The sequence below is a fragment of the Pseudomonas sp. GM25 genome (genome assembly GCF_000282255.1).
Lineage (GTDB): Bacteria > Pseudomonadota > Gammaproteobacteria > Pseudomonadales > Pseudomonadaceae > Aquipseudomonas > Aquipseudomonas aphyarum.
The window spans coordinates 83,441-108,464 of the sequence record NZ_AKJQ01000038.1 but is presented as its reverse complement, the minus strand read 5'-3'; the positions used below and the strand labels follow the sequence as shown (position 1 = coordinate 108,464).

General features: G+C 60.6%; 24 protein-coding genes. 5 read left to right on the top strand and 19 right to left on the bottom strand.

Translation table 11 applies throughout. The annotated features are described in order from the left end of the window. Nucleotides 1-36: 36 nt before the first annotated feature. From PMI24_RS14710 to PMI24_RS14700, 3 genes are all read right to left on the bottom strand, one after another. Nucleotides 37-1,239: an NAD(P)/FAD-dependent oxidoreductase gene (locus PMI24_RS14710; RefSeq protein WP_007955199.1), complete on the bottom strand. Its 1,203-nt coding sequence runs from the start codon at nucleotides 1,237-1,239 to the stop codon at nucleotides 37-39. Between the two features lie 223 nt (nucleotides 1,240-1,462). Then, entirely contained in the window at nucleotides 1,463-1,837 is a 375-nt protein-coding gene (locus PMI24_RS14705) for a response regulator transcription factor (RefSeq protein ID WP_007955198.1), read from the bottom strand. 148 nt (nucleotides 1,838-1,985) lie between these two features. Continuing rightward, nucleotides 1,986-3,005, bottom strand: a complete 1,020-nt coding sequence (locus PMI24_RS14700) for a GlxA family transcriptional regulator (RefSeq protein ID WP_007955197.1) — start codon at nucleotides 3,003-3,005, stop codon at nucleotides 1,986-1,988. Nucleotides 3,006-3,271: 266 nt separating this feature from the next. Between PMI24_RS14700 and PMI24_RS14695 the strand changes: the two genes are divergently transcribed. After that, nucleotides 3,272-4,222 carry an MBL fold metallo-hydrolase gene (locus tag PMI24_RS14695; protein WP_007955196.1) on the top strand — a complete coding sequence of 317 codons (951 nt, stop codon included), beginning with the start codon at nucleotides 3,272-3,274 and terminating at the stop codon, nucleotides 4,220-4,222. 132 nt (nucleotides 4,223-4,354) lie between these two features. Here PMI24_RS14695 and PMI24_RS14690 read toward each other — a convergent pair whose 3' ends face one another. The 5 genes from PMI24_RS14690 to PMI24_RS14670 form a co-directional block, all read right to left on the bottom strand. Beyond that, nucleotides 4,355-4,729, bottom strand: coding sequence for a response regulator transcription factor (locus tag PMI24_RS14690; RefSeq protein ID WP_007955195.1), 375 nt, complete (start codon nucleotides 4,727-4,729; stop codon nucleotides 4,355-4,357). Between the two features lie 131 nt (nucleotides 4,730-4,860). Beyond that, nucleotides 4,861-5,382: a hypothetical protein gene (locus PMI24_RS14685; RefSeq protein ID WP_007955192.1), complete on the bottom strand. Its 522-nt coding sequence runs from the start codon at nucleotides 5,380-5,382 to the stop codon at nucleotides 4,861-4,863. A 15-nt stretch (nucleotides 5,383-5,397) separates the two neighbouring features. Further along, nucleotides 5,398-6,108 carry an AraC family transcriptional regulator gene (locus PMI24_RS14680; RefSeq protein WP_045121758.1) on the bottom strand — a complete coding sequence of 237 codons (711 nt, stop codon included), beginning with the start codon at nucleotides 6,106-6,108 and terminating at the stop codon, nucleotides 5,398-5,400. Nucleotides 6,109-6,155: 47 nt separating this feature from the next. Then, nucleotides 6,156-7,616, bottom strand: a complete 1,461-nt coding sequence (locus PMI24_RS14675) for a PAS domain-containing sensor histidine kinase (RefSeq protein WP_007955190.1) — start codon at nucleotides 7,614-7,616, stop codon at nucleotides 6,156-6,158. Nucleotides 7,617-7,976: 360 nt separating this feature from the next. Further along, nucleotides 7,977-8,624, bottom strand: coding sequence for a response regulator transcription factor (locus PMI24_RS14670; RefSeq protein ID WP_007955189.1), 648 nt, complete (start codon nucleotides 8,622-8,624; stop codon nucleotides 7,977-7,979). A gap of 416 nt (nucleotides 8,625-9,040) precedes the next feature. Here PMI24_RS14670 and PMI24_RS14665 point away from each other — a divergent pair, with 416 nt between their 5' ends. Continuing rightward, entirely contained in the window at nucleotides 9,041-10,015 is a 975-nt protein-coding gene (locus tag PMI24_RS14665; protein WP_045121772.1) for a LysR family transcriptional regulator, read from the top strand. A 111-nt stretch (nucleotides 10,016-10,126) separates the two neighbouring features. Here the strand turns inward: PMI24_RS14665 and PMI24_RS14660 are convergent, their stop codons facing one another. Both PMI24_RS14660 and PMI24_RS14655 read right to left on the bottom strand, forming a co-directional pair. Then, the gene (locus tag PMI24_RS14660) at nucleotides 10,127-10,945 is read right to left on the bottom strand and encodes an alpha/beta fold hydrolase (RefSeq protein ID WP_052026233.1); all 819 of its coding nucleotides are present in this window, start codon (nucleotides 10,943-10,945) and stop codon (nucleotides 10,127-10,129) included. A gap of 345 nt (nucleotides 10,946-11,290) precedes the next feature. Further along, a complete protein-coding gene (locus tag PMI24_RS14655) occupies nucleotides 11,291-13,465 on the bottom strand; it encodes a TonB-dependent siderophore receptor (protein ID WP_007955183.1) in 2,175 nt (724 codons plus the stop codon). A gap of 402 nt (nucleotides 13,466-13,867) precedes the next feature. On the opposite strand from PMI24_RS14655, the gene PMI24_RS14650 reads away from it, so the two are divergent. After that, nucleotides 13,868-14,308 carry a hypothetical protein gene (locus PMI24_RS14650; RefSeq protein ID WP_007955181.1) on the top strand — a complete coding sequence of 147 codons (441 nt, stop codon included), beginning with the start codon at nucleotides 13,868-13,870 and terminating at the stop codon, nucleotides 14,306-14,308. A 123-nt stretch (nucleotides 14,309-14,431) separates the two neighbouring features. Here PMI24_RS14650 and PMI24_RS14645 read toward each other — a convergent pair whose 3' ends face one another. The 5 genes from PMI24_RS14645 to PMI24_RS14625 form a co-directional block, all read right to left on the bottom strand. Beyond that, entirely contained in the window at nucleotides 14,432-14,851 is a 420-nt protein-coding gene (locus PMI24_RS14645; protein ID WP_007955180.1) for an organic hydroperoxide resistance protein, read from the bottom strand. 300 nt (nucleotides 14,852-15,151) lie between these two features. Beyond that, nucleotides 15,152-16,069: an AraC family transcriptional regulator gene (locus PMI24_RS14640; RefSeq protein WP_007955179.1), complete on the bottom strand. Its 918-nt coding sequence runs from the start codon at nucleotides 16,067-16,069 to the stop codon at nucleotides 15,152-15,154. An 81-nt stretch (nucleotides 16,070-16,150) separates the two neighbouring features. After that, on the bottom strand, nucleotides 16,151-16,408 hold the full coding sequence (locus PMI24_RS14635; protein ID WP_045121757.1) for an Atu4866 domain-containing protein: 258 nt from the start codon (nucleotides 16,406-16,408) through the stop codon (nucleotides 16,151-16,153). 25 nt (nucleotides 16,409-16,433) lie between these two features. After that, a complete protein-coding gene (locus tag PMI24_RS14630; RefSeq protein WP_007955178.1) occupies nucleotides 16,434-16,646 on the bottom strand; it encodes a hypothetical protein in 213 nt (70 codons plus the stop codon). A 177-nt stretch (nucleotides 16,647-16,823) separates the two neighbouring features. Next, nucleotides 16,824-17,588 carry an SDR family NAD(P)-dependent oxidoreductase gene (locus tag PMI24_RS14625; protein WP_007955177.1) on the bottom strand — a complete coding sequence of 255 codons (765 nt, stop codon included), beginning with the start codon at nucleotides 17,586-17,588 and terminating at the stop codon, nucleotides 16,824-16,826. Nucleotides 17,589-17,872: 284 nt separating this feature from the next. On the opposite strand from PMI24_RS14625, the gene PMI24_RS14620 reads away from it, so the two are divergent. Together PMI24_RS14620 and PMI24_RS14615 are read left to right on the top strand one after the other, a co-directional pair. Beyond that, nucleotides 17,873-18,817, top strand: coding sequence for a helix-turn-helix domain-containing protein (locus PMI24_RS14620; RefSeq protein ID WP_007955176.1), 945 nt, complete (start codon nucleotides 17,873-17,875; stop codon nucleotides 18,815-18,817). Nucleotides 18,818-18,997: 180 nt separating this feature from the next. Continuing rightward, on the top strand, nucleotides 18,998-19,732 hold the full coding sequence (locus tag PMI24_RS14615; protein ID WP_007955175.1) for an SDR family oxidoreductase: 735 nt from the start codon (nucleotides 18,998-19,000) through the stop codon (nucleotides 19,730-19,732). A gap of 90 nt (nucleotides 19,733-19,822) precedes the next feature. Here the strand turns inward: PMI24_RS14615 and PMI24_RS14610 are convergent, their stop codons facing one another. The 4 genes from PMI24_RS14610 to PMI24_RS14595 all read right to left on the bottom strand — a co-directional run bounded on the left by PMI24_RS14610 (nucleotide 19,823) and on the right by PMI24_RS14595 (nucleotide 24,907). Further along, nucleotides 19,823-21,175, bottom strand: a complete 1,353-nt coding sequence (locus PMI24_RS14610) for a c-type cytochrome (RefSeq protein ID WP_007955174.1) — start codon at nucleotides 21,173-21,175, stop codon at nucleotides 19,823-19,825. Between the two features lie 17 nt (nucleotides 21,176-21,192). After that, nucleotides 21,193-23,442, bottom strand: coding sequence for a xanthine dehydrogenase family protein molybdopterin-binding subunit (locus tag PMI24_RS14605; RefSeq protein WP_007955172.1), 2,250 nt, complete (start codon nucleotides 23,440-23,442; stop codon nucleotides 21,193-21,195). Further along, nucleotides 23,442-23,897, bottom strand: coding sequence for a (2Fe-2S)-binding protein (locus PMI24_RS14600; RefSeq protein WP_007955170.1), 456 nt, complete (start codon nucleotides 23,895-23,897; stop codon nucleotides 23,442-23,444). Before PMI24_RS14600 ends, PMI24_RS14605 begins: the two co-directional genes overlap by 1 nt. 77 nt (nucleotides 23,898-23,974) lie before the next feature. Beyond that, nucleotides 23,975-24,907, bottom strand: coding sequence for an AraC family transcriptional regulator (locus tag PMI24_RS14595; protein WP_007955168.1), 933 nt, complete (start codon nucleotides 24,905-24,907; stop codon nucleotides 23,975-23,977). Nucleotides 24,908-25,024 lie beyond the last annotated feature (117 nt).

The following is a 25,024-nucleotide window of genomic DNA, read 5'->3' as shown; positions in this document are numbered from 1 at the left end:
TGCGCAGCAGTAGGGTGATCGTGGAGCGTCGGGGGATCAGGCCACCGGAATCAACGGGTCGGCAGCGGCCAGTGCGGTTGCACGATCGGCGGCTGGCGGGTAGATCCACACGGTGTTGATCTGGGTCTTGAGGTCTTTGGCTTCTTGCCCGACCAGTTTCAATTGGCGGTCCCAGCCTTCGGTGAACACCGCGCCCCAGGCGCCGAGGTCAAGGCAGGTCACGTATTTGGGCTGGCTGTAGGTCATCGGTGCGACGCCGATCAGGTCAGCCGCCACATTGTTGCCGGCATAACGGCCCAGGCAAATGGCGTGCTGGCAGGACATTGCAGCGTAGTTTCCGAGGTCATCCGTGGCGGCATAAGCCACATCGCCGGCGGCGAAGACATCCACGTGTCCCAGCACTTTCAGGTTGCCGTCGACATGCAGACGACCCTGCGGATCACGGCTGCCAGGCACCTGTTCGGTGAGCGGGCTGGCGCGGAAACCAACGGTCCAGACGACGGTGTTGGACTCGATCCGTTTGCCGTCGGCCAGAGTCACGCCGCCGGCATCGACCGAGGCGACCGAGGCATCGAGTACCCATTCGATGCCCAACTCTTTGGACGCTTCGACAATGGACGGGCGAATGCCGTCGCCCAGCGTTGCAGCGATTTGCGGTGCGCGATCCACCACGATGACCCTGATCGGCGCATCGTCACCCAGGGCGGCACGCAGGCGAGCCGGCATTTCGGTGGCGGTTTCGATCCCGGTAAAACCACCACCGGCGACCACCACGGTATTTCGCGCAGCGCTCGACGGCTGGTTCTTCAAGGACTTGATATGAGCTTCGAGGCGGGCGGCTTCTTCGATCTGATCGACGTCGAAAGCGTGTTCGATCATGCCCTTGAGCGGTGGACGGATCACGCGACTGCCGGCGGCCAGTACTAGCCGGTCATAGTTCAGCGTACCTTGCGTGCCGAAGGCATCGCTGTAGGTCACTTGCTTGCTGGCGGTGTCGATGCTGTCGGCGATGCCTTTGACGAATTTCACGCCGACCGCATCGAACAGTTCACCCAGCGGCGCCTTCATGTTGTGGACATCCGGCTCGTAGAAACGCGGGCGGATGCGCAGTTCTGCCTGGGGCGCGAGGACGGTGATCTGCACGTCGTTACGATCATGCTGGTCCAGCAGGCGTGCGGCGCTCAAGGCGCTCCAGACTCCACCAAACCCTGCGCCTATCACTAAAATGTGCTGTTTCATCGGATGACTCCTGAGGAAATTCTGATCGTTGAACGGCTTGTCTGTTCACGCGTGACCGTCTCCCGGTCTGCACGAAAATGGCTGTTGTGAACAACCGCAGAACCGGTTCGATTCGCTGGAGATGATGCTATCGGGGAAGGCGCGCCGGGACACTTCTACATAGGGTCAGTGCCGACATGCTTAGGTGTGAGGTGGGGTATACACAGGTATAGGAAGAGGGCGGTCAAACGGGCCGATTGAACGCACTTTCGATGCAGGTGATGAGTTCGCCGCAAGGAAAAGGCTTGGGGAAGTAGGCGAGCGGCTCGGGGAATGCTGCGTCGACCTGTGGCGGTGGCCCTTGATAGCCAGTGATGAAAATGATCGGGATGCGGATGCCTCGGGCGCACAGTGCGTCGTACATCTGGATGCCGGACAGGCCGGGCATCTGGATGTCCGAGATGATGCAGCCGGGGCGGGGCGGTGCAGTCATCGCCAGAAAAGCCTCCGCGTTCGGGTACAACTGCACGGTGTAGCCGTGGGAGCGCAACAGGCTGTCCAGCGCCATGCGCACGGATTCATCATCATCGACAACCGAAACAACAGCGGTGTGGGACATTGCTTTACCAGGGCTGATCTCGGGTAGCCCGTCAAGGACGCCCGCCATTCCCGCACCATACGCCGCTCGGTCCGGCGGCGTACTTATACGTGTGTATAGCGACAGTATTTGAACGTCGGCGAGCCCGGTGTCATTGCGGCGTGTGGCGTCAGCGCGAGAACCTGCTGCGGTATTCCCGGGGCGTGACCGAGAGGTGACGGTAGAAGGTATCGCGCATGCGTTCCTCGTCGCCGAACCCGCACAGCAGAGCGATCTGATCGATGTTGCGCTGGGAGTCTTCGAGCATCCGTCGTGCGGCTTCCAGACGAAACAGCTCGAGCGCCTTGGCCGGCGTGCGACCGACCTTGCGCTTGTAAACCCGCGCGAAATTGCGCGGGCTCATCTGCGCCTGCCGGGCGAGCGATTCGACGTTGAGGCGCGTGTCGCCGAGGTTTTCGCTGATCCACAGGTGCAATTCGTCGAAGCAGCCTCTGTCGTCGATCTGCGATTGCAGCAACTGGCTGAACTGCGCCTGACCGCCGGGACGCTTGAGAAAAACCACCAGCTCCCTTGCCACCTGCAATGCCACCGCACGGCCGCAATCGGCCTCGACCAGCGCCAACGCCATATCGATCCCGGTGGTGACCCCGGCGGAAGTCCAGACCTTGCCTTGCTGGATGTAGATCGCATCAAGGTCGACATCGACACTCGGAAAACCACCCTTGAGCATGTCGCACATTCCCCAGTGGGTGGTCGCTCGCAATCCTTCCAGCAGCCCGGCCTGGGCCATTAGAAAAGTACCGCTGCACACCGAGGCGGTGCGTCTGGCGTTGACTGACGCCGCGCGCAGCCAGTCCACCAGCGCAACATTGTCGAGCATGGCCTGACGGATGTTCGGCGCACCGGGCACGATCAGGGTATCGATCACGGTGTCGTCAAAGGTGTGCAGGGGCAGGGTGTCGACCGACAGCCCTTCAGCGGTAGCGATCAATCCGCCGTCGAGGCTTGCGGTGTGTATCGCGTAGCCAGGCAAACCGCGTTCAGCCCTGGCTTTGGACGCTGCCCAGAACACGGTCTGTGCGCCGGTCAGGTCCAGCAAGCCCATTTGGGGATACGCCAGGAACACCAGCGTGCGCGGTTGCGCGAGCAGACAGGTGAGCGGGTCGGGTTGGTGAAAAATAGAGTTCATGACGGCTTTGAAGGCTAAGTGACCGCCAGTTTTCGACGATCCGGTGTGGCGTAGTGTCCGCGTTTGCGGGCAGGAGCGCGAATATACATTGGTATGGGGCACAGCCACTTCAGCGCCGGTCGTACTCGCTCAATCCGGCGCAAACCCTATACCCGCGTATGGTGTTGGCCGCCGTGGTCGCGATGCACACTCGATTTCAAGGAGCGCTATTTCGCTCTTGCGGCATTCCTCCGAGAAATCCTGACTCAGCCAAAAGGAAAGCGACCATGTCTACCTATCTGAATCACTCCCAACAAACCAGCACAGCCAACAGTCTGCCATTCACCTCGAACTTTGGTCAGGCCCAGGAGCTGGTGCCTTCGCGCTACGCACTGCAGGTCGGCGACATCGACGTGGTGGTGATCAGCGATGGCGTGCTGCCGCTGCCGACCTCGACCATGTCGACCAATGCCGATCCGCAGGCTCGCGCCGCGTGGTTCAAGGACATGTTCCTGGGGCCGGACGCGTTCGACTGGGCACTCAACGTGCTGGTGGTGCGCAGCGGCGAGCAGATCATTCTGGTCGACGCCGGACTGGGCGGGCAGTTTCCCGGCTTCCCTCGGGCCGGTCAGTTGCCGAAACGGCTGGAGGCGGCGGGCATCGATCTGGCAGCCGTGACCGACATCGTGATCACCCACATGCACATGGACCATGTCGGCGGTCTGCTGGTCGACGAAGTGAAGAGCCGGCTGCGTCCGGACGTGCGCATCCACGTTTCGGCAAAAGAGGTCGAGTTCTGGGAAACGCCGGACTTCACCCAGACTGTCATGCCGGCGCCGGTGCCTGACGTTCTGCGCGCGACGGCCAATCAGTTCATCAACGATTACCGCGGCCAGGTGCGCACCTTCGAGGATGAATACGAAGTGGCGCCGGGCGTGGTGGTGAAACTCACCGGCGGCCATACGCCGGGGCACAGCGTTGTCTACGTCAACTCCGGCGGCGAACGCCTGACCTTCGCCGGCGACGCCTTGTTTCCGGTGGCCTTCGAACATCCGGAATGGCACAACGGTTTCGAGCATGATCCTGAAGAGTCGGTGCGTGTTCGCGTACGGCTGATGCGCGAGGCAGCGGCGAGCGGTGAGTGGTTTGTCGCCACCCATCTGCCGTTCCCGTCGGTAGGCCGAGTGGCGGTCGATGGTGATGCGTTCCGCTGGATCGCAGCGTTCTGGGATTACTGATCGGCTGCTGGCGGCCCGGCTGGATTCGGCCGGGCTCGATAAAAATCAGGCCCCGCAAGTGATGAACTTGCGGGGCCTTTTTCTGTTTTGAGGTTTATCGGTCGGGCAGGGAAGCGGCTTTTTTTTGGGGGCTCAACGTCCGCGCATCAGCGCCTGCGCGATGCAGGCCAGCAGTGCCTCGGTATGAAAGGGTTTGGAGAAGTAGCCCTCCGGCGTTTTCACACGGGTGCTGAATTCAGGGGGCAGGCCTGGCTTGCCGGTGATGAAGATCGTCGGAATGTGGATCTTCCTGGCCGCCAGTGCCTCGTACATTTCGACCCCGCACATGCCGGGCATCTGAATATCCGAAATCAGGCACCCGGTCTGCTCTGGCGCGCCGGATTCAAGAAATGCCAAAGCGCTGGTGAAAGTCTTGACTGTATAACCGCAAGACCGCAGCAAACTGTCCAGTGAAACCAGAACAAGTTCGTCATCATCGACAACTGAAATAATAGCTGAGTTGAACATGGGGGAAACCTTGCGTCTTTTGCGGGTGGCTGTAGCGCCCGCCATACTTGCAAGATACGCTTTCAAAAATTGTGGAATAGTATACGTGCGTATGTTTGGTTGGTTTTTTGTTAGTTGCGACAGTTAATCAATTATTCAGGAAACAAGTGGTTGTTGATTAACGAAAGAAAATAACCGTTATGCCGAGTGCAGGCCTCGAAAAGTTGCCGGCTGGCGTAGTCGTTGTTGGCAATTGCGCTGGCGCGACAGTCACGGAACAAGGCGTCGGCAGCCCGTAGCGTTCGCAGGGCGCGATCGATGCCTTTCAGGCAGTCGGCGAAACACAAAGGCTCTGCAGCGTCATTGAGACGGTAAAGCGCGTCACGCTGGGCATGGCCGCCCAGATCTGTGATGCCGGTGACGAGGAAATCGGCGTATCGGGTATTGGCATTCAGCAATCTGCGCAACAGTGTCTGCACCGGCAAAAAGCTGACGGTACGCAATGTCTGCTGGCTGTGTCTGAGTCGCGCCAGAATGCCCAGCGTAGCGCCCAGGGTCTGGGTCAACGCGTCGATGATCTCCACGCGTTCAGCGGTTGATAACGAGGTGTGCGTGCCATAGCGGCTGACGCAGGGCGGGTGACTGACCAGGTACAGTGTGTGCGGTGCGTTCATGACCACCGTCTCCGGCTAGCGCTCGGGCGCGATTGAATGTTGTGATTGCAGCAGCGGACTCCATTGCTCCTGGTTGTCCGGGCGCCGGTAGTAAACAACCATGCGCCGGGCGACCTGCATGGCCACATCGCGACCGTTGTCGGTCTCGACCAGCGCCAGCGCCAGATCGATCCCCGCGCTGACGCCGGCGGAGGTCCACACCGAGGCCTGGCGGACGAAAATCGCTTCGCGATCCAGTTCGACCTTGGGGTACAGCCGCTCGAACATGTCAGCCATCAACCAGTGTGTCGCCACGCGCAGGCCATCGAGCAAGCCCGCCTGGGCCAGGAAAAAAGCGCCGCTGCACACCGACGTCGTACGGCTGGCCGTGGCTGAGGTGACGCGCAACCAGTCCACCAGCGGCGCGTTGTCGAGCATGGCCTGGCGGATGGACGCCGAGCCCGGAACAATCAGCGTATTGATCGGCTCGTCGCTTAGCTCATCCAGTCGCCGGGTTTGAACCACCAGGCCTTCGCCGGTCCGCACCGGCCCGCCTTGCAGGCTCGCGGTGTGCAGGGCATAACCGGGCAAACCGAGTTGCGCCAGTCTGCAGGTCGCCGCCCAGAACACGGTCTGCGCACCGGTCAGATCCAGCAGGCCCATTTGCGGGTACGCGACGAAAACAACGGTACGGCCTGATTGCGGGGTTTCGGGTCCAGCGCCAGGGTTTGTACTTTCGATAGACAATGCTGATCTCCATATCGCCGGCCGGCGACATCAGGGGTGGATGACGGTCATTGATCGTGTTCGGGCGCAGCCAATGGAATCGCAAACACAAACTGCGTGCCGACGCCCTCGGTGCTGTTGACCCAGATGCGCCCGCCGTGGAATTCAATGATCGAGCGGCAGATCGAGAGCCCCATTCCCAGGCCCGTGGGCTTGGTCGTGAAGAACGGATCGAACAGCGAAGGCAGGATGTCTTCGGCAATGCCGACGCCGGAGTCGGCGATTTCAAGCACGGCCTCGCTGTGCAGGAGCGAGGTGGTGATCCGCAGCGTCCGGGCCCGGTCATGCACGTTGGCCATGGCCTGGCAGGCGTTGATGATCAGATTGATGATGACTTGCTGCAACTGCACCCGGTCGCCTTTGATCAGTGCGCCGCGAGTGCCCAGTTGCGCATGCGGGCGAACCTCATGGAAGCAGATGTCGTGTTGCATCAGCGTCAGCGAGTCACTGACGATGTCGTCGAACACTTCGACATTGCGCTGTACCTCGCTGTGGCGCGACAAGGCCCGGATACAGGCGATGACGTCGGAAACCCGGACGGAGTTTTGAATGATCCGGTCCAGCGAACGGCGCGCTTCTTCCAGGTTCGGCTCGGGACGGTTGATCCAGCGCTTGCAGGACTCGCCGCTGGTGATGACCGCCGCCAGCGGCTGATTGATTTCGTGGGCAATCGACGCGGCCAGTTCGCCCATCGACGTCAGGCGCGTGACGTGGGCGAGGGTGGCTTGCGAGTGAAACAGCGCCTCTTCGGACTGTTTGCTGGCGGTCACGTCCATCAGCGCCCCGGCGTATTCCGTGCGCCCGCGATGCCTGGGCATGGGGCTGGCGATCATCTGCACATGCTTGATCCGGCCATCGGGCATGAGCAGCCGATGCTCTGCTTCGATCAGCTCCTGCCGGCGCGCGAACTGGTCCAGCACCTGATCGATCACCGGCAAGTCATCCGGATGGGTGCGTGATTTGACCAGGGCGAGTGTCGGGGGGACGTTCGGCGGATACTCGAAAATGCGCGAGGACTCTTCCGACCAGGACAAGGACACGCTGACGTTCTTGTCGATGATGAAACCGATACTGCCGGTGTGACTGAGTTTCTGTGCGCCGAGAAAAAATGCTTCCTTGCGCCGCAGCGTTTCAGTGGCGCGCTTGCTGCGCAGTGCCAGCAGGGAAATGGTCGTCAGCGCGATCACGCACCTGACGAATCCAGCGATGCCCCGGTGATCGCGATAACCTTCGTCGACCAGGAAGTCGGCAGTCAGCAGCGTGAGGCAACCCAGCGCGACGGCCAGGAATACCGGAACCGGGAAGATGTTCGCGGACATGAACACCAGCGTGATGTAGAACAACGTCGGCGCAACATCCAGATCAAGGTACGCATTGGTGATATAGATCATGCTGCCGACCGCAATGGCGGCAAGCCAGGCGAAGGCGTCTGAGCAAAGAAGTTGTGCGCGACGTTTGATGATAGACATTTATTCTTCCAGATTTTTGCTATCGGACGGCAGGTCGTGTTCTTTCGATGAAGCAGGCAAACGCTATGAAGGGCGTATTAATGAAGAGATTGAAAAGTCTGAAGTTGTTTTTCAGGCATGACGGTTGTTGGCGACTGTCGGTCATTCACCAATCGTTGTATTGAGTAATGTTTATTTGAATAAAGATGTTATTCGAAGCGTTGTTCTCTGGCACCGCTGCATTGGGTCAATCGAAGTATGACTATGTATGAAAGGGATATACCTAAGTGTTAGTTGTGCCGGGTCTGTCGATGTTTTGCCTGATGGCGCAAGCATGCGCCATCCCGGCAATCCTGAGCCGTACCGTATCGGTTCATTCGGTCACCGATTGACAGGCTGCGCCGCGATGACTTCGGCCATGCGCACCAGGTCGGCAAAAGAGCGCGCGCCCATTTTGCGCATGGCCTGGCCCCGGTGGATCTTCACGGTGATTTCACTGAGGCCGATTTCCCCGGCGATCTGCTTGTTCATCAGGCCCGAGGCTGCCAGCGCCATGACCGTCTGCTCACGGGGTGTCAGCGTCCCATGGCGTGCGCGCAGCTCATCGGCATGTCGCCCGGACTCGCGACGCTGCTTGTCCCGCGAGTGCGCGGCACACACTGCATCGATCAGGTCTTGCTCGCGAAACGGTTTGGTCAGGAAGTCCACCGCGCCGGCTTTCATGGCGCGCACCGTCATGGCGATATCGCCGTGTCCGGTGATGAACACGATCGGCACGTTGATGCCGGCGGCGGCCAGTTCACTTTGAAAATCCAGCCCGCTGTTGCCTTGCAGGCGCACGTCGAGCACCAGGCAACTGACAGTGTCCGGACGTTGATACTTCATGAACTCGGCGACCGACCCGAACAGTTCGACCTTAAGGCCAATGGAACGCAACAGGCTGCCGAGGGATTCGCGCAGCGCTGCATCGTCGTCGACGATGAATACCACCGGCTCGCTGGGGGTGTTGCTGATGGGATTGTTGTTCATTGCTTTTTTCCCAAGAGTTATGACGTTGTGGGTCTCGTCGTGGTATCGGCGAGGACCCATCAAGAATATGCGAATCCCTCGGCACGGGGGCCTGTGTTTGCTCGTTCAAGTTTATGCCCGACCAAAGGCACGGTCATGCTGCAGGTGTGGGCGGGGGAGCAGATAAACGGTTCAGCATCGTAGTGGCGCGGCACTGCATCAGCTAGGACAAAAAACCCGAAAAAACGGCCATCGCAGCGGTCTTTTCGCGGCCGGATACAGCCACCCGTATCAAACGGTTCATACGCAAGTATCAAAACACTCACCTAACGCATGATCTCGCTGACCCCAAGTACCACAGACGCCCGGCAGGCGCGCCCTTAACCTTTAAGCGCTCTCCGTCGATCTCAATGGCCGCGTGCCGGGTGGTGAACTTCATGAACAGAAATGATCTCCGTCGTGTCGACATCCATCTGCTGGTGGTCTTCGAGACGCTGATGCATGAGCGCAATGTCAGCCGGGTCGGCGAGAAGCTGTTTCTCGGCCAGCCGACCATCAGTGCGGCGCTGGGGCGTTTGCGCGTGCTTTTCGACGATCCATTGTTTGTTCGCGCGGGGAGGGTGATGGAGCCGACGGCGCGGGCCGAGGAGATTTTCGCCAACCTGACGCCGGCGCTGGATGGTGTGGTCGCGGCGTTGAGCCGTTGCCAGCCGTTTGATCCGGGTACCAGCGAGGCGACCTTTCAGGTCGGCCTGTCCGACGATGTCGAATATGCGTTGCTCCCGCGACTGTTGCGCCAGCTTCGTATCGAGGCGCCCAACATCGCCTTGGTGGTGTTGCGTGTCGATCAGCAACAGATGTCGCAGCGGCTGTTCAATGGCGAGATCTCTCTGGGGATCAGCCCTACGCTCGATCTGCCGGCCAACGCCCGACGCAAGAGTCTGCGGTCGATCCGGCCGATGCTTTTGCGCTCGGACATGCGCCCGGGTCTGCTGGCGCTCGATGAATTCTGCGAGCGACCGCACGCCATCGTGTCATCCATGGGCAAGGCCAGGGATGACACCGACCACGCGCTGGACCTGCTCGGGCGTCGGCGCAAAGTGGTGCTGGCGGTGCCGCAGTTCAGTGCCTTGCCAAGGTTGTTGGCGCAGAGCGACATGCTGGTCATCGTTCCGGATTACGTGGCCAGGGCCATGGCCTCGGTTGAGGGTATCAGGGCCGAACCGGCCCCTCTGTTGCTGCCATCGCGGGAGCTTTCCATGGTCTGGCGTGCGGCTGCGCACAACGATTCCGCTCAGCGTTGGCTGCGGTCGCGTTGCCAGGCGTTTTTCGGCACGCCGATCGAGTTGCAGGTAGTGCCCAAGCTGCGCCCGGCGTTGCCCGTCGATCAGACGTTGATGATGGCCCGGTAGATAACTGCAACGGCTGTGTCATTCGCCCAATAAAAAAGCTCCGACTTGATCGGAGCTTTTTCTTTTTACAGGGTTTTACGCGGCTTGCCGTGCGGGCGCGGACCCGGCACATCACGCATTGATGAACGCCAGAAGGTCCGCGTTGATGGTGTCGCCGTTCGTGGTGCACATGCCATGGGGCAGGCCGGGGTAGGTTTTAAGTGTCCCGTGCTTGAGCAGTTTGATCGACAGATGAGCTGAATCCGCAATGGGCACGATCTGATCGTCTTCGCCGTGCAACACCAGGGTCGGCACATCAATGTTTTTCAGGTCATCCGTGAAGTCGGTTTCGGAGAACGCGCTGATGCAGTCGTACTGCGCCTTGATCCCGCCGTTCATGCCCTGACGCCACCAGTTTTCGACGATCGCCTCAGACACTTTCGCACCTGGGCGATTGAAGCCGTAAAACGGGCCGCTCGGGAAGTCACGATAAAACTGGCTGCGATTCTGCGCGAGTGCTTTGCGCAGTCCGTCAAACACTTCCATTGCAAGGCCGCCGGGATTTTTTGCGGTACGCAGCATGATCGGCGGCACGGCACCGATCAGCACGGCCTTGGCCACCCGTCCGCGACCATGACGCGCAACGTAGCGCGCCACTTCACCACCGCCGGTGGAGTGGCCGATGTGCACGGCGTTGCGGATGTTCAGGTGCGCCATCAACTCGGCAACGTCGGCAGCGTAGGTGTCCATTTCGTTGCCCTTGGCGGTTTGCGAAGAGCGACCATGGCCACGTCGATCATGGGCAATGACGCGAAAGCCCTTACTGAGGAAAAACAGCATTTGCGCATCCCAGTCATCACTGGAAAGGGGCCAGCCGTGGTGGAAAACGATCGGCTGGCCTTGGCCCCAGTCCTTGTAGAAAATCTGCGTGCCATCCTTGACGGTAATCATCCCCGAGCCACTGCCGTTGCCGGCGCTTTTGCTGGCCCCTGACGCGGATGCCGGTGTCTGCTGCGTCGCCAGCGCCGGTAATGCCACCGCCAGGGTCGCGGCCATGGCCCCCGTCGTGATCAAGCCACGACGCGTGGTTCCGTTTTTCTCGTCAGTCATTTTGAACACCCATTGAGTTATTGAAGTCGCACAGGCGGCGCAAGGCTGCTGCCCTGGCCGAAGGCAATCTTTGGGCAAAGGAAAGCCGCTGAATACCAGACATGGGTTTTCGAAATTAACGCTTTGGTATGTAGGTGTGGCGGGAGGAATCTTGGCGGGGGTGGCGCGTCCCTGCGCCTGGACAAATTAGAAGGTGTATTTGGCCGTCAACATCATGTTGCGCGGGCTGCCATAGCTATCGCCGCCGTAGCTGACGGAGTTGGCGATGGTGGAGTAGTACTTGCGGTCGAAGATGTTGTTGGCGTTGAGTTGCAGGTCGAGGTTTTCATTGACCCGGTAGCCGGCCATCAGGTCGGTCACGGCGTACGCGCCTTGTTTGAGGCGGTAGTTGCCGCCATCAAGCAGTTCGATGTCGTTGTACATGCGGCTCTGCCAGGAGATGTTGCCGCCCACGCGCAGTTTTTCCAGCGGGCCTTGGAAGTTGTAGCGGGTGGTCAGTTTGAACAGGTGTTCCGGCGTGTCGGTGTCGAACTGCTTGTTCACGTTCTGCGGGTTCGCCTCGTCCTTGATGGTGTGCGTGCGGGCGTAGGTGTAGCCGCCGCCGATCTGCCAGTTGTCGGTGAGCGCGCCTTGCAGTTCGAAGTCGATACCCTGGCTGCGGATCTCGCCGGAGGCCTCATAACAAGACGACTGCGGGCAGTTCGGCACGAACACTTGCACCGCGCGGTTTTCCTGATCGACGCGGAACACGGCGAGGCTGGCGTTCAGCGCGCCGCCCAGGTATTCGCCCTTGATGCCGACCTCGTAGTTTTTGCCCACGATCGGTTTGACCGGACTGCCGGAGGTGTCCTTGCTGCTCTGCGGCGTGAAGATGTCGCTGTAGCTGGCGTAGACCGAGTGATGGTCGTCCAGTTCGTAGATCAGGCCGGCATAGCGGGTGACGTTGCGGGTGACCTTGTAGTCGCCGTCGCCATCGCGGTTGTCGTAGTCGTACCAGTCCAGACGCCCGCCGAGGATCAGCTTCAGCGGGTCGGCCAGGCTCAGGCGGGTGGTCAGGTACACGCCGTCCTGAGTGGTGACTTCACGCCCGTTGTCGGTGTGGACGAAGTCCGGTTTACCGGCGTTGATCGGCCAGTTGGTGTCGTACGGCGAGTAGTTGTGGGTGGTCAGGTCGTAGATACGTTTGCTGGCGCCGACCACCAGTTCATGGCTACGTCCGAAGGCTTCGAACGGGCCGCTGAAGAAGGCGTCCAGACCGGCCTGGTTTTCATCGGCCTTGGACTGGTAAACCGTGCGGGCCAGGGTGTTGTTGACCCAGCGCGACTGGTACGAGCCGGAGAACAGTGCGTTCTGCTCGGAATAGTTGGCGTTGACCTGCAGCTTCCAGTCGTTGGCCAGTTGCTGACGGATCTCGGCGAAGACGGTGTTGATCTCCTGATCCTTGTTCTCCCAATAGGTGCCGGGGTTGTAGGAGCGCGGCAGGTCGAGGTGATGACCGTCGAGGCCGATCATCGACGAGCCCCAGAAGTAGTTGGTCTTGTCTTTCTGGTTGGAGAAACCGACGGTCAGGGTGGTGTCATCGCTCAGGTCGGCTTCGGTGACGGCGTAGAACAGGTTGTGTCGCTCGCCCACGTCATCGATGAAACTGTTGGCGTCGCGGTAGGAGGTGACCACCCGGCCGCGCAGGGTGCCGCTGTCGTTGAGCGGGCTGGAGGCATCGAGCTCGCCGCGATAGTTGTCCCAAGTCCCGGCGGCGCCGGTCAGGGTGACGTGCTGCTCGGCCAATGGTCGTTTGCGCACCAGGTTGATCGCCGCCGAAGGGTTGCCGGCGCCGGTGACCAGACCGGTCGCCCCACGGACGACCTCTACCCGGTCGAACATCGCCAGATTCGGCTGGGATCCGACGTTCACACCGTTGTAGCCGCTCGGAATGCCGTCGTACATCAGGTTGTCGATGTCAAAACCGCGGGCCTTGTAGGACTGTCGGCCGGGGCCGTTGGAGTAGTCGAGGAACAGGCCCGGCGTGGCGTTGACCACGTCATTGATGCTGGTCATCGCCTGATCGTCCATGCGCTGGCGGGTGATGACGGTGACGGCTTGCGGCGTTTCGCGCAGGGTCAAGGGCAGTTTGGTGGCGGTGGCCATGGTGCCGGTGGTGTAGGAATCGGAGCCTTCGGTGGTGCTGCCCAACTGGGTGGACGTGATGGCGGTCGCGCCGAGTTCGAGGGTGGCGGGCGGGGCGCTGTCCTGGGCCTCGCGGGTTTCATCGGCCAGCGCCGGGGTCATGACGGCCATGCAGATGGCCATGGACAGGAGATTGCGTGACGGGTTGAAACGACTCTGCGAGGTGGGACGCGACATTGAGGCTTCCTGATTTTAAATAGCAAACAAAGAGCAGTTGAGAATCATTGCCAATAATTGTGTCAGGGTTTTTTACAGCGACAAAGCGATTCGTGAAAAAAATGTGAAATCGTGCAACGGGAGAGGGAGATGGGCTTGAGTCATTACGGAACCGCTCAAGCACGGACGTTGCAACGCAGACAGCCGAAAAGCCGTTTGTCAGTTTCCAATGCACCAACGGGTTGGCGTCTACTTTTGTGGCCGGGTCAGCCAAATGACAGGAGAAATTCTGAAGTCATTGAAGCGAATTCGAACTGGCCCCGTGACGTTGATTTCAGGATGGATCTTGAATGAGGCGCGGAGCGTCGCTCAGGCGATGCGTAACGGAAACCCGCGCCTTTGAACTCGTTAAGGAGAACGCAGATGGCAATCAGCCGAGTCACCGAAACAACCGATAAAACAGCGCTGGTCCAAGCCGAGGTGTACCGCTGGTACAACCTCTTTTTCCCGTGGTCGCGCGGCGTGGCTTCCCAGTCGGAAGACGCGATAAAGCCTTTGTACGATGCCCTGGCAAACGATTTCCGCGTAGTGCTCACGGACGGTCAGATCATGGACCGGGAAAACTACTGGGAACGCCTTTGGGGCCTGCACGGCCAGCGTGCCGGAAGCCCGGAATCGCACATCATCAATCTCTCGATCACACCACTGCCCGGTGACTTCTTCCTGACGGTTTTCGACCTGGTCAAGAACGGGATCACCAAGAAAAAAGTCGACTCGGCGCTGATGCGCCTCGACCCGGATTCACCGTCGGGAATCTCGTGGATTTACGTCCACGAAAGCGAGCACGAGACGTCGTTCGCGTAAATCATTCAATGACCGTTCGCTCCTCTGGTTATTTGAACCGCAGGAACGGCATCGCTCCAACCCTGTAAAAAAAACCGCCCGAAGCCGTGCATCGGGCGGTTTGCAGGATCAAACAGGGTTGATTCAGATCAACCGCAGGTTTACGTCGATGTTGCCGCGAGTGGCCTTTGAGTAAGGACAGGTCTGATGCGCAGCGTCCACCAGCGCTTGAGCAACCGAAGGCTCCAGCCCCGGCAGGCTGACACTCAAGCGCGCCTGAAGAAAGAATGCATCGCCGGCCTTGCCCAGATCGATTTCGGTTTCGACCGCCACATCCGCCGGAAGCCTGATCTTCTGTGCCGCGGCTGCTTTGCCCATGGCGCCGATGAAGCAGGCCGACCAACCGGCTGCCAACAGCTGTTCCGGATTGGTGCCGCTGCCATTTGAACCGGGTGGCGAGAGCTTGATGTCCAGGTTGCCGTCCGAACTGCGCGACGCGCCATCGCGCCCGCCAGTGGTGCGAGTCTTGCCGGTGTACAGCACGGTGTCGATTTGATTGATCATGGAAATACCTGCCTGAGTGATGGTTGATGTAGGACAGTGAAGGTTCCGATGGCTCACACTTTTGCATTGGCATGTACCCGGGATGTGTCGTGCAGCGGCGTTTTTGTATCGCTCTGTAGCCTGGCCTGGACATCGGGGACGCGGCAGGCCATTGGTTCCTGTCGTTTATCACGTGGCGATACGCATTGATGGCGTACAGAGGTCGCTGTGCATTGCGCAATAGGGCAGGCTTGCGTCTGCCTGCCTCTTTCGCGATCCGGGCGGATAACCGTTCCCCGCGTCTGCGTCAAAGTGCGGGATTTACCCAGTGCGACGCGTGCGGCTGGCATCTTTGGAAGGTGGGCAGCCAAACTGGCGACTGTATTCCCGGCTGAATTGCGACGGGCTTTCGTAGCCCACACGATAACAGGCGCTCGCCACGTCCAGCCCTTCGCCGAGCAACAGACGGCGGGCTTCCTGCAGGCGCAGTTGTTTCTGATATTGCAGCGGGCTCATGGCCGTCACTGCCTTGAAGCGATGATGCAATGTGGAGTTGCCCAAATTGGCGACCCGGGCGAGTTCTTCGATGCGCAAGGGTTGGGTGTAGTGGTTATTCAACCAATCGATTGCCCGCGTAACCCGACGTGTTTGCGAGTCGCCGAGGGCAAGCTCATACAGACGACGGCCGTGCATGCCGCGTAGAAGGCGGTAATACAGCTCCCGCAGGGCCAGAGGTGCCAGCATGCCGATGTCTTTCGGGGTGTCCAGCAGTCGGACCAGTCGAAGCATGGTTTCCAGCAGGGGCACATCGACCCTTTCAAGGAAAAGGCCCAATTCCGGCTCGTCCGGTACGCCCGAGGGCGGAGCGTCGGCGATGACCTGCGCAATTTCCGTGGCCTCGAAATCGAACCGGATACACAGGTAGGGCGATTCCGGACTGGCCTTCAGCACGCGCCCGGCAACCGGGAGCGTCACCGAGACCACCAGGTAACTGAGCGGGTCGTAGAGGTAATGATCATCACCCAGGCTGATTTCTTTTTGTCCTTGGACGATCAGGCAAAGTGCCGGTTTGTGCACGGTATGGATCAGCTCCGAAGGTGCATCGAAACGAATCACATGCAGCGGAGCTATGGCGGTCTCATAGATCCCGGGTGTGGTAAACCGTTGCGTCAGCAGGCGAACCAGTTCGTCACGGTAGATGGCGGTGTTCTGAAGGATGAAAGCATCGCTCTGTTCCATTTCAAGGCTCTCACAAGTGTTCATGAGCGTCTGCCCGGAACTGCCCGGGCAGACGATATTCACCCGACATCATGAAAGTACTCATTGCCGATACAGGATCATTCCGGCGTGATACAGCACGTCGTCATGAAAGTGGCCATCAGCGGTGAAGCCGGTGTCGTCCCAGTACTGGATGTAATCACCAACCAGTTCGTAGCGGCCCTGATAGGCGCTCTTGTTTTTACCACGGGCCTCGTCGTAACGACCAGTCGTCAGAAGCTCATGACAGATGAATCCATCCGCGGTGACCCACATGCCTGCGTAACGATGATCCTGAGTGGTTTGTCTGGCATTTTTCATCAGCTTTTCTCCTCTATTTTCAGACTCAGCCGATACGTCCCAAAGCCGTGCGATCAGCACCGTCTTCGGCAACCCGGAACCCTGGTGTGCGGTCACTGCCGCCTTCACTCACGCGCATGCCGGGAGTTCGGTCAGATCCGTCAGCGGCCAGGTACAGGCCGGTCGAGGAAAGGTTGATCGCGCAGGCCACCATCGCGCCGATCAACAGTGAAAGGGAAAGCCGTTTTGCGTTTTTCATTGTTCAGTCCTCATTGACGTTGTTCATCTGAACGGCCTGCCGTGGCCTGTGTGTGCATCCGTTGCGTGCTTTCAGATTACGTAGCCGAGCGCAGCGGTGTTAGGACGAAACTGCCGCAGATTTGCCTGATCCTCTCGAGCTGGTCGGGCATGCCGTGCGGCGCGTTTTTGCTGCGGCTCAGCCGGCCGTGACCGTCATCCCGCCGTCGGCCATGACCACCGAACCGACCATGAAGCTGGCCCGATCCGAGGCGATGAACGCGACCACTTCGGCGATTTCTTCCGGTTGGGCGGCGCGGCCGATCGGCGCCGCTTCGCCATGTTGGGCGAGAAAGGCAGGGCCGTCGTCGACCACATTGTTGAGGATGTTGGTCACCACATCGCCGACACCGACAGCGTTGACGCGGATGCCGTGGCCAATGACCTCAAGCGCCAGGGTGCGCGTCAATTGGGCCAGCGCGCCTTTGGAAGCGGTGTAGGCGGCAATGGTGGGGAAGGCGAAATAGGAAGCGTAGGACGCGATGTTGACGATCGATCCGGACTTGTTGGGCATCATCGCTTTGACCGCCTCCCGGCTATGCAAAAAGGCCGCCGTGGCGTTGACCGCCTGAATGCGTTCCCAGTCTTCGCGGGTCATGTCGATGACCAGTTTGTTGATGATGATGCCGGCGTTGTTGACGAGAATGTCCAGCCGACCGAATTGCTCGACGGCCAGGGCGACCGCGCGTTCGGCTGCTCCGTCCTGAGTGATGTCTGCCACCAGGGGGATCAGGCCTGGGCGGGCCAGCGCTTCAACCTCAGGGTTTATATCTTCAGCAATGACCTGGGCGCCGCGGGCATGCAGCAGCAGTGCGATGGCCTTGCCGATGCCACTGGCCGCGCCAGTGACCAGCGCAACTTTACCGGCCACTTCGTTTGGGGTGCTGTTCTTGAAGTCGTTCATGATGTTCTCCAGCGATTTGATCGAGTAGCGACAAGCCGTGTTGGCGCCGGCGAGGCGCTGTCATCGGCGACAGGCCCACTGTCTCGCAGCGAAGCGAAGTCGGCTTTCGTGGGATTGCCCGCGCTGTCGGGGTTTTGCGCTGAATGTCAGTGAGGAAGGTTCGGTGCTCGATTCAATCCACGGCAAAAGCCCGATATCATCGAGCCGGTCTGCTGACGCGGCGTGCGGGCAAGCATCCAAGACCTGTCGGGCTTGGCACAGCCGAATCTGAAAAGGACGAGTTCATGGCAAATACCGGGCGTACCTCCCAGGAACAGATGTCGACATCTTCTCGAGACTTGCGCATCACCGGCGAGTCGATGGCTGAGTTCCTGCCAGGCGAACCGCAGGCGTTACCCTCGCGCCCGGAAATCACGGATGTTGTGATTCAGCTGTTCACCCATCGCAGTGTTACCGAACCCATTCTCGTGCCTGCAGTGGTGGAGCCGTTGCTCGTTCTGGTTCTGGCCGGGGCGGCCAGGGTGGAGGAGCGCGCATTGGGTGGCGAGTGGGAAACTGCGCAGGTCAGTGCCGGCGATTTTTTCCTTACCAGTTCCGATGAGCCGTATGAAATGCGCTGGCAGACGCACGGAGGCGATACCTTCGAAGTCATGCATCTTTATCTCGGGCTGCCGCTGATCGAGCAAGCGTCTCGAGAGCTGTCGGGTCAGCACGCAGGGTCTGTGCGTTTGCGCGATGTTTCAGGGGCACGGGACGAGCGCGTCGCATTTGTGATGGAGCAATTGCGCACCGAACTGCTTCTGGAACGCTCGCCCAGCGCTCTTTTCGCCCGCTCGCTGGCACAGGCGCTGGCCGTGCATCTGGTGCGCAGCTATCTCGATGAAGGCCAGCCCGGGCGTCGGGTCAATGCCTTGCAAGCCTACAAATTGCGCAAAGTCACGGACGCCATGAGCGCGCATCTGAGCGCTGAATTCAGCCTGGCCAAACTGGCCAGTCTTGCCGAGCTGAGCGAGTACCACTTCAGCCGCCTGTTCAAGCGGGCGACGGGGCTTTCGCCGTCGCAGTACTTCATTCGCTTGCGCATGGCTCGCGCGCGGCACCTGTTGCTGAAAACCCGCCTTAACGTCATCGATGTCGGACTGGAAGTCGGCTACTCAAGCCCCAGTCACTTCTCTCAGATCTTTCGGCGTGAAGTGGGCGTAACGCCTAGCGAGTTCCGTGGGGCTTGAGCGCCGCTGCGTTTCAGGTTTGCAGGCGATGCACACAGACACGAATAGGCAAAAGTTGCGCAGGTTTCGGCACGCGTCGACGAGGCTCGTGCCCTTAATCTTTTCGACGTACCCCGCAGTAACGAACGCGTCTTCAGCGGTCGGTGCTGAACTTCAATGCAGACAGCAGGAGCTACGGATATGTCGAACATTCAAAACAAAGTCGTCCTGATTACCGGTGCAAGCAGTGGTATTGGCGAAGCAGCGGCCAGGTTGATTGCTGCCAAAGGCGCGCATGTGGTTCTCGGCGCCCGCCGTACCGAGCGTCTGGACAAACTGGTCAGCGAGATCCAGGCCGCAGGGGGCTCCGCAAGTGCCTGCGCACTGGACGTTACGGATCTGCAATCGATGCACGCCTTCGTGGCATTCGCCAAGACGCAACATGGCAAGGTCGATGTGATCATCAACAACGCGGGGGTGATGCCTTTGTCTCCGCTGGCTTCGTTGAAGGTCGATGAATGGAACCAGATGCTCGATGTCAACGTTCGCGGTGTGCTGCACGGTATTGCCGCCGTCTTGCCGGACATGCAGGCGCAGGGCTTCGGGCAGGTCATCAATATCTCGTCCATTGGTGGCCTGGCGGTTTCTCCGACCGCTGCGGTCTACTGCGCGACCAAATTCGCAGTCAGGGCTATCTCGGATGGCTTGCGCCAGGAAACGGACAAGATCCGGGTGACCGTGGTGTGCCCGGGTGTGGTCGAGTCCGAACTGGCCGATACGATTTCCGATGAGGTGGCACGCGAGGAAATGAAAGCCTTCCGTCGTGTGGCACTCAATGCAGACGCCATTGCGCGAGCGCTCGCCTATGCCATCGAGCAGCCTGACGATGTTGATGTGAGTGAGATTGTGGTTCGCCCGACCGCCAGTCCACACTGAGCAGTCTGGGGGCAAGGCGCGCTCGCCGGCGGCTAGCCAGTCCCGCGCCGTGCGCGGGACCCGCAAGTCGATGTTTTATCAATCTCTCCTCTAGCGCATCTGCAGGATGATCGGACTGCTGCTGGCCGGATCGGTGTGCTCACGTAGCTTGCCCACCGTCTGCGCATCAACGGCACTGCCGTGGTTGCCCCAGGTGCTGCGCATGAAGGTCAGCACTTCGGCGATCTGCTGATCCGACAGCTGCTCACGGAAGGCCGGCATGCGATAGGCATCCGGCACGCCAGCCGCCACCACACGTTGCGCGCCATTGAGGGTGATGTTGATCGCCGAGGCACTTTCCTTGGCCAGTGCAGACGTCGCGCCGGCCAGCGGCGGCATCCATTGCGATTGACCCTTGCCGTCCAGACCGTGGCAAGACGCACAGCGCGTCACGTAGGTATGCGCACCGGGCGAGTCCAGACGTTGCGCTGCCGAAACCGCTTGGTACTGCCAGGGTGCGCCATCCCGTTCACGATCGCCGGGAAGCGACTTCAGGTAGTGGGCAATCGCGGTCAGATCATCATCGCTCATGAACTGCGTGGAGTTGTTGAACGCCTCGGTCATCGAGCCGTAGACCACCGCGTGCTGGTTGCGACCGGTCTTGAGGAACTGCACGATCTCTTGCTCGCTCCAGCGGCCCAGCCCGGTGTTGTGGTCATCGCGCAGGCTCGGTGCGTACCAGCCATCGAGCAAGGCGCCAGCGAGGTATGGTTTGCCGGACTCATCCAGTGCCTTCTCGTTGAACGCCAGGCTGCGCGGCGTGTGGCAACTGCCACAGTGCCCGGCGCCCTGCACGAGATAAGCGCCGCGGTTCCATCGTTCATCCTGCGACGGTTTGGCTACGTAGGGCTCGGCGTCGACAAACACACCGTTCCACAGTGCAATCGGCCAACGCAGGTTCAGCGGAAACGGAATCGCACTCGGGATGTTCGCCTGTTTGACCGGCGCCACGCCTTTCATGAAGAACGCATACAGCGCACGCACGTCATCGTCACTGAGCTTGGCATAGGACGGGTAGGGCATCGCCGGGTATAACCGGCGACTGTTGGGAGCTACGCCGTGGCGCACGGCACGGTCGAAGTCCGCCAAGCTGTAGTGGCCGATTCCGGTTTCCGTGTCCGGGGTGATATTGGTCGCATGGATCGCGCCCAGCGGTGTGGCCATTTCCAGCCCACCGGCGAACGGCGCGCCATCCGGCACGCTGTGACAGGCCACGCAATCACTCAACCTGGCGACGTATTCGCCCCGAGCAACCAATGCCGGGTCGATGTCGGCCACGGCGATCTGGTGGTTTTCCAGGCGCGAGACGGGCTCGCGGGTGACATACCAGGCCAGCAGGCCTGCCGCGACCAGACACGGCACGGCCAGCCAGCCAGCGGTTCTTGCGAATCGGCTGTTATTCATGAACGCTCCGGCGCTGATCAGGTGAAGGTGTGTCGGCTCAGGGGCAGGCTGCGCACCCGCTGACCGGTTAGCGCTGCCACCGCGTTAGCGACAGCGGGCGCGACCGCAGGCAATGGCGGTTCACCGATGCCACCCATTTTTTCCCCGCTCTCGACCACACGCACATGAACCCGTGCCATCCGCGCAGGCGGCAGGATCGGATACAAGTCGTAGTTGCGCGCCCGGGGTTTGCCATCCACCCACACGGCTTCCTCCACCAGCGTTTGCGACAGTCCCAACGCCACGGCACCATTCACCTGAGCCTCGACAATCGCCGGGTTGACGATGCTGCCCGGATCAATCGCTTGCCAGATGTCATGCACCTTGACCTGGCCGTTCTCGATGGACACCTCGGCGATCACCGCCGTCTCGGTACCGAACGGCGAAGCCATGGCCACCCCTCGCGCACGTCGGCTGCCGTCTTCGGCGGTAAACGGGCCGCGCTTCCAGCCGCCCGACAATTCACCCACTGCTTGCAACAACGTGGTCAGCCGTTTGTTCTCACGCAGCAAATGCAGGCGCAGCTCGAATGGGTCTTTGCCGCCCTTGTCGGCCAGCTCATCAAGGAACGATTCATAGAAGAAGTCGTTGAGCGAATTACCCACCGAGCGCCAGTAACCGAGCATGGCCGGGCCTTTGACGTAGATCTGCGCGATGCGCTTGTTGGGGATCGCGTAGGACTTGCCCGACAAGCCTTCAAGCGCCGTCGGGTCGAGCTTTTCACCTTGCTTGCCGGCGAGGGCTTCGGTCGGGCCTTCGGTGGCACTTATCGCTTCGATTGCCAGCGGCCAGCCGTCGGCGTCCAGAGCGCCACGGAAATTCACTGCGGCAACCGGACGGAGCACATCACGCAGGAACTCTTCTTCGCGACTCCAGATCAGTTTGACGGGACGGCCAACCGCTTTCGCCAGCGTGATCGCCTGAGGGTAGGGACTGGCCGAGTCGTAGAGAAAATGCCGGCCGAAGAACCCTCCCAGCAGCGGTGAGTGCAAGGTGATGCGCGAAAGATCGAGGCCCGTGCGTTTGGCGATGTCGGCACGGAACATGTCCGGCGCCTGATTCGGCAGCCAGACTTCCAGCGAACCGTCCGGATTGAATCGAGCCAATGCCGACGGAGGCTCCAGTTGGCCGTGGTTCAAATACTGGTTATGGTAAGTGGCATCGATCAGGGTTTTGCTTCCCTTGAGCATCGCAGCCACGTCGCCTTCGTTTTCATCATCTTTGGCCGGGCCCTTGTCTTCGGCGAGGCGCTTGAACCAGGCATCGCTGGAAAAGTCGGCGGGCATCGGCCGCACTTTGCTATCGGCCTTTGGCTCTTGCCAGTCGACCTGGATCGCCTCGACCGCACGTTTGGCGTGCCACCAGCGCTCGGCAACGACCGCCACGGCGCCGGGCAGACGATGCACGGAATGCACGCCTTTCATTGCCTTGACCTGGTCTTCGTTGCGCAGGTTGCCCACGGTCATGCCCAGACGCGGCGCATGTTGAACAGCAGCATGGAGCATGTCGTCGACTTTCAGATCGATGCTGTACAGCGCCTTGCCCGTGGACTTGTCATAGGCATCGAGACGCTTCACCGGTTTGCCGATCCAGCGGAACTGACTCGGATCGCGCAGCTTTACAGAGGCAGGGTCGGGAACCGGGAGATCCATCGCGCGCTCGGCCAGTTCACCGTAGGCCAGCGAGCGGCCCGACTTGGCGTGCACGACTTTGCCAGGCTCGGTGGTCAATTCACTTACCGGCACGCCGAGTTGCTGCGCGCCCGCCTGCAACAACATGGCGCGGGCGAGGGCGCCGAGGCGGCGCATCACCGGATAGCTCATGCGCACCGACATACTGCCGCCGGTGATGCGCATGCCGTTTTCCATCACTACGTAGGCTTCTCCGGGCGGCGCTGCTTCGACCAGGAAGGTTGCCGGGTCGGCATCCAGTTCTTCACCGACGATCTGCGCCATCGCAGTGAACGTCCCTTGTCCGCCTTCCATGAACGGGCAGAGCAGGCGCACCCGATTGTCCGGGCGGATCTCGAGAAACGCCGGGACCTGTGTGCCGCGCTCGGCAGTCGCTGCCGCTGCCGCTTGTACCCGTGTCACACCGAGTGGCAGACCGAAGCCGAGCACCAGTGCGCCGACGGCGGTACCGGTCAGAAAACGTCTGCGCGACACATTGATCGGTTCATGCAGATCCAGTGCTGAGGCTTGCAGTGAAGGGTTGATCCGAACGTCCATTACGCTTCTCCCTTGCCGGCAAGCTCATGCACGGCGGCATGAATGGCGTTGTAAGTACCGCAGCGGCACAGATTGACCATCGCCGCCTCGATCTGCGCATCACTCGGTTTGGGGTTCTGCTTGAGCAGCGCGGTGGCGGCCATTACCTGCCCGGACTGGCAGTAGCCGCACTGGGCGACCTGCAGATCGACCCAGGTCGAGACCACTCGTTTGCCCACGTCATCGCTTTCGATGGCTTCAATGGTGGTGACCTCGCGGCCAACCACACCCGCCACCGGCGTGACGCAGGAACGCACCACATTGCCGTCCACCAGCACCGAGCAGGCGCCGCATTGCGCCAGCCCGCAGCCGTACTTGGTGCCGGTCATGCCCAGATCATCGCGGATCACCCACAGCAAGGGCGTATCGGCGTCGGCATCGACCTGATAGGTCTTCTGGTTGATTCGTAGTTCCATGATTCACCCGCTGATCATCGGTTGACGTGCATTGTTATGAGCGGTGACATGCGGCGAGGCGCATCACCGGTTTTCGTTCAATTCGCGACTGTGCCGAGCGCTTCTGCCTCGAAGGGCTGCCCGCGCAAAAGAGCCATGTCGCGACTCGGCGCGGTGCCGAACAGGCGGCCATATTCGCGGCTGAACTGCGAAGGACTTTCATAGCCGACCGCAAACGCCGCCCGCGACACGTCCAGGCGCTCGACCAGCATCAGCCGCCGGGCTTCGTTGAGCCGCAGCCATTTCTGGTACTGCAGCGGACTCATGCCGGTGAGCTGGCGGAAATGATGGTGAAAAGTCGGCGCGCTCATCTGCACCCGCGCGGCCAAATCATCGATGCGCAGGGCATCGGTGTAGTTGACCTTGAGCCAGTCGATCGCCTTGGCGATGCGATAACCCTGACCGTCGACGGCAGTGATCTGCCGCAGCCGCGGGCCTTGGTCGGTATGGAGCAGCCGATAGTGGATCTCGCGCAGAATCAGCGGTGCCAGGACCGGGATCGCCTCGGGTTCATCGAGCAATGCCAGCAGGCGATCGAGCGCGTCCTCCAAAGCTGACGACAGGCTGCCAATCGCAGCGCCCGTACCCGTTGATGGCTGGCGTTTCGCGGGCAAGCCGCTCTTGGTAATGACCTCGGCAAGCATGCTGACATCCAGTTTCAATACGAGGCCGACGCAGGGCTGTCCGGAACTGGCGAGCATCACTTCGGAGTTGGCGGGCAGGTCCAGCGACGTGACCAGAAACTGCGACGGGTCATAGCTGTAACCCTCACCGCCCACCCACAGGCGCTTTTCGCCGCGGCCCACGAAAATCAGGCTGGGCTCGATCATGCACACAACGGGAGGCGCCGGCTGGTCGCGACGAAACAGCGACAGCCCGGGTATCGACGTGGCGAAGTCACCCGGCGCGTTCACACGCGGGTCGATGTGCCGTGCCAAAGGTGATTCCTGGGACAGAGGGGTCGGGATCATGTGGGCTCGCTCCTTTGACCGAACTCTAATGCGCGCGCGCGACGTTTCCTATCCATGACCCTGCATCGCCAGAGGATCAGGCAAGCATTCAAGAGGAATGCGCTAGGGAAGCACCGG

What these genes read in the sequence shown, in the direction of transcription:
- PMI24_RS14705 (WP_007955198.1), bottom strand. Translation starts at nt 1,837, where the DNA reads ATGTCCCACACCGCTGTTGTTTCGGTTGTCGATGATGATGAATCCGTG.
- PMI24_RS14700 (WP_007955197.1), bottom strand. Translation starts at nt 3,005, where the DNA reads ATGAACTCTATTTTTCACCAACCCGACCCGCTCACCTGTCTGCTCGCG.
- PMI24_RS14650 (WP_007955181.1), top strand. Translation starts at nt 13,868, where the DNA reads ATGGCAATCAGCCGAGTCACCGAAACAACCGATAAAACAGCGCTGGTC.
- PMI24_RS14710 (WP_007955199.1), bottom strand. Translation starts at nt 1,239, where the DNA reads ATGAAACAGCACATTTTAGTGATAGGCGCAGGGTTTGGTGGAGTCTGG.
- PMI24_RS14615 (WP_007955175.1), top strand. Translation starts at nt 18,998, where the DNA reads ATGTCGAACATTCAAAACAAAGTCGTCCTGATTACCGGTGCAAGCAGT.
- PMI24_RS14635 (WP_045121757.1), bottom strand. Translation starts at nt 16,408, where the DNA reads ATGAAAAATGCCAGACAAACCACTCAGGATCATCGTTACGCAGGCATG.
- PMI24_RS14695 (WP_007955196.1), top strand. Translation starts at nt 3,272, where the DNA reads ATGTCTACCTATCTGAATCACTCCCAACAAACCAGCACAGCCAACAGT.
- PMI24_RS14625 (WP_007955177.1), bottom strand. Translation starts at nt 17,588, where the DNA reads ATGAACGACTTCAAGAACAGCACCCCAAACGAAGTGGCCGGTAAAGTT.
- PMI24_RS14630 (WP_007955178.1), bottom strand. Translation starts at nt 16,646, where the DNA reads ATGAAAAACGCAAAACGGCTTTCCCTTTCACTGTTGATCGGCGCGATG.
- PMI24_RS14670 (WP_007955189.1), bottom strand. Translation starts at nt 8,624, where the DNA reads ATGAACAACAATCCCATCAGCAACACCCCCAGCGAGCCGGTGGTATTC.
- PMI24_RS14610 (WP_007955174.1), bottom strand. Translation starts at nt 21,175, where the DNA reads ATGAATAACAGCCGATTCGCAAGAACCGCTGGCTGGCTGGCCGTGCCG.
- PMI24_RS14685 (WP_007955192.1), bottom strand. Translation starts at nt 5,382, where the DNA reads ATGAACGCACCGCACACACTGTACCTGGTCAGTCACCCGCCCTGCGTC.
- PMI24_RS14640 (WP_007955179.1), bottom strand. Translation starts at nt 16,069, where the DNA reads ATGGAACAGAGCGATGCTTTCATCCTTCAGAACACCGCCATCTACCGT.
- PMI24_RS14675 (WP_007955190.1), bottom strand. Translation starts at nt 7,616, where the DNA reads ATGTCTATCATCAAACGTCGCGCACAACTTCTTTGCTCAGACGCCTTC.
- PMI24_RS14645 (WP_007955180.1), bottom strand. Translation starts at nt 14,851, where the DNA reads ATGATCAATCAAATCGACACCGTGCTGTACACCGGCAAGACTCGCACC.
- PMI24_RS14620 (WP_007955176.1), top strand. Translation starts at nt 17,873, where the DNA reads ATGGCAAATACCGGGCGTACCTCCCAGGAACAGATGTCGACATCTTCT.
- PMI24_RS14665 (WP_045121772.1), top strand. Translation starts at nt 9,041, where the DNA reads ATGAACAGAAATGATCTCCGTCGTGTCGACATCCATCTGCTGGTGGTC.
- PMI24_RS14690 (WP_007955195.1), bottom strand. Translation starts at nt 4,729, where the DNA reads ATGTTCAACTCAGCTATTATTTCAGTTGTCGATGATGACGAACTTGTT.
- PMI24_RS14655 (WP_007955183.1), bottom strand. Translation starts at nt 13,465, where the DNA reads ATGTCGCGTCCCACCTCGCAGAGTCGTTTCAACCCGTCACGCAATCTC.
- PMI24_RS14595 (WP_007955168.1), bottom strand. Translation starts at nt 24,907, where the DNA reads ATGATCCCGACCCCTCTGTCCCAGGAATCACCTTTGGCACGGCACATC.
- PMI24_RS14600 (WP_007955170.1), bottom strand. Translation starts at nt 23,897, where the DNA reads ATGGAACTACGAATCAACCAGAAGACCTATCAGGTCGATGCCGACGCC.
- PMI24_RS14605 (WP_007955172.1), bottom strand. Translation starts at nt 23,442, where the DNA reads ATGGACGTTCGGATCAACCCTTCACTGCAAGCCTCAGCACTGGATCTG.
- PMI24_RS14660 (WP_052026233.1), bottom strand. Translation starts at nt 10,945, where the DNA reads ATGATTACCGTCAAGGATGGCACGCAGATTTTCTACAAGGACTGGGGC.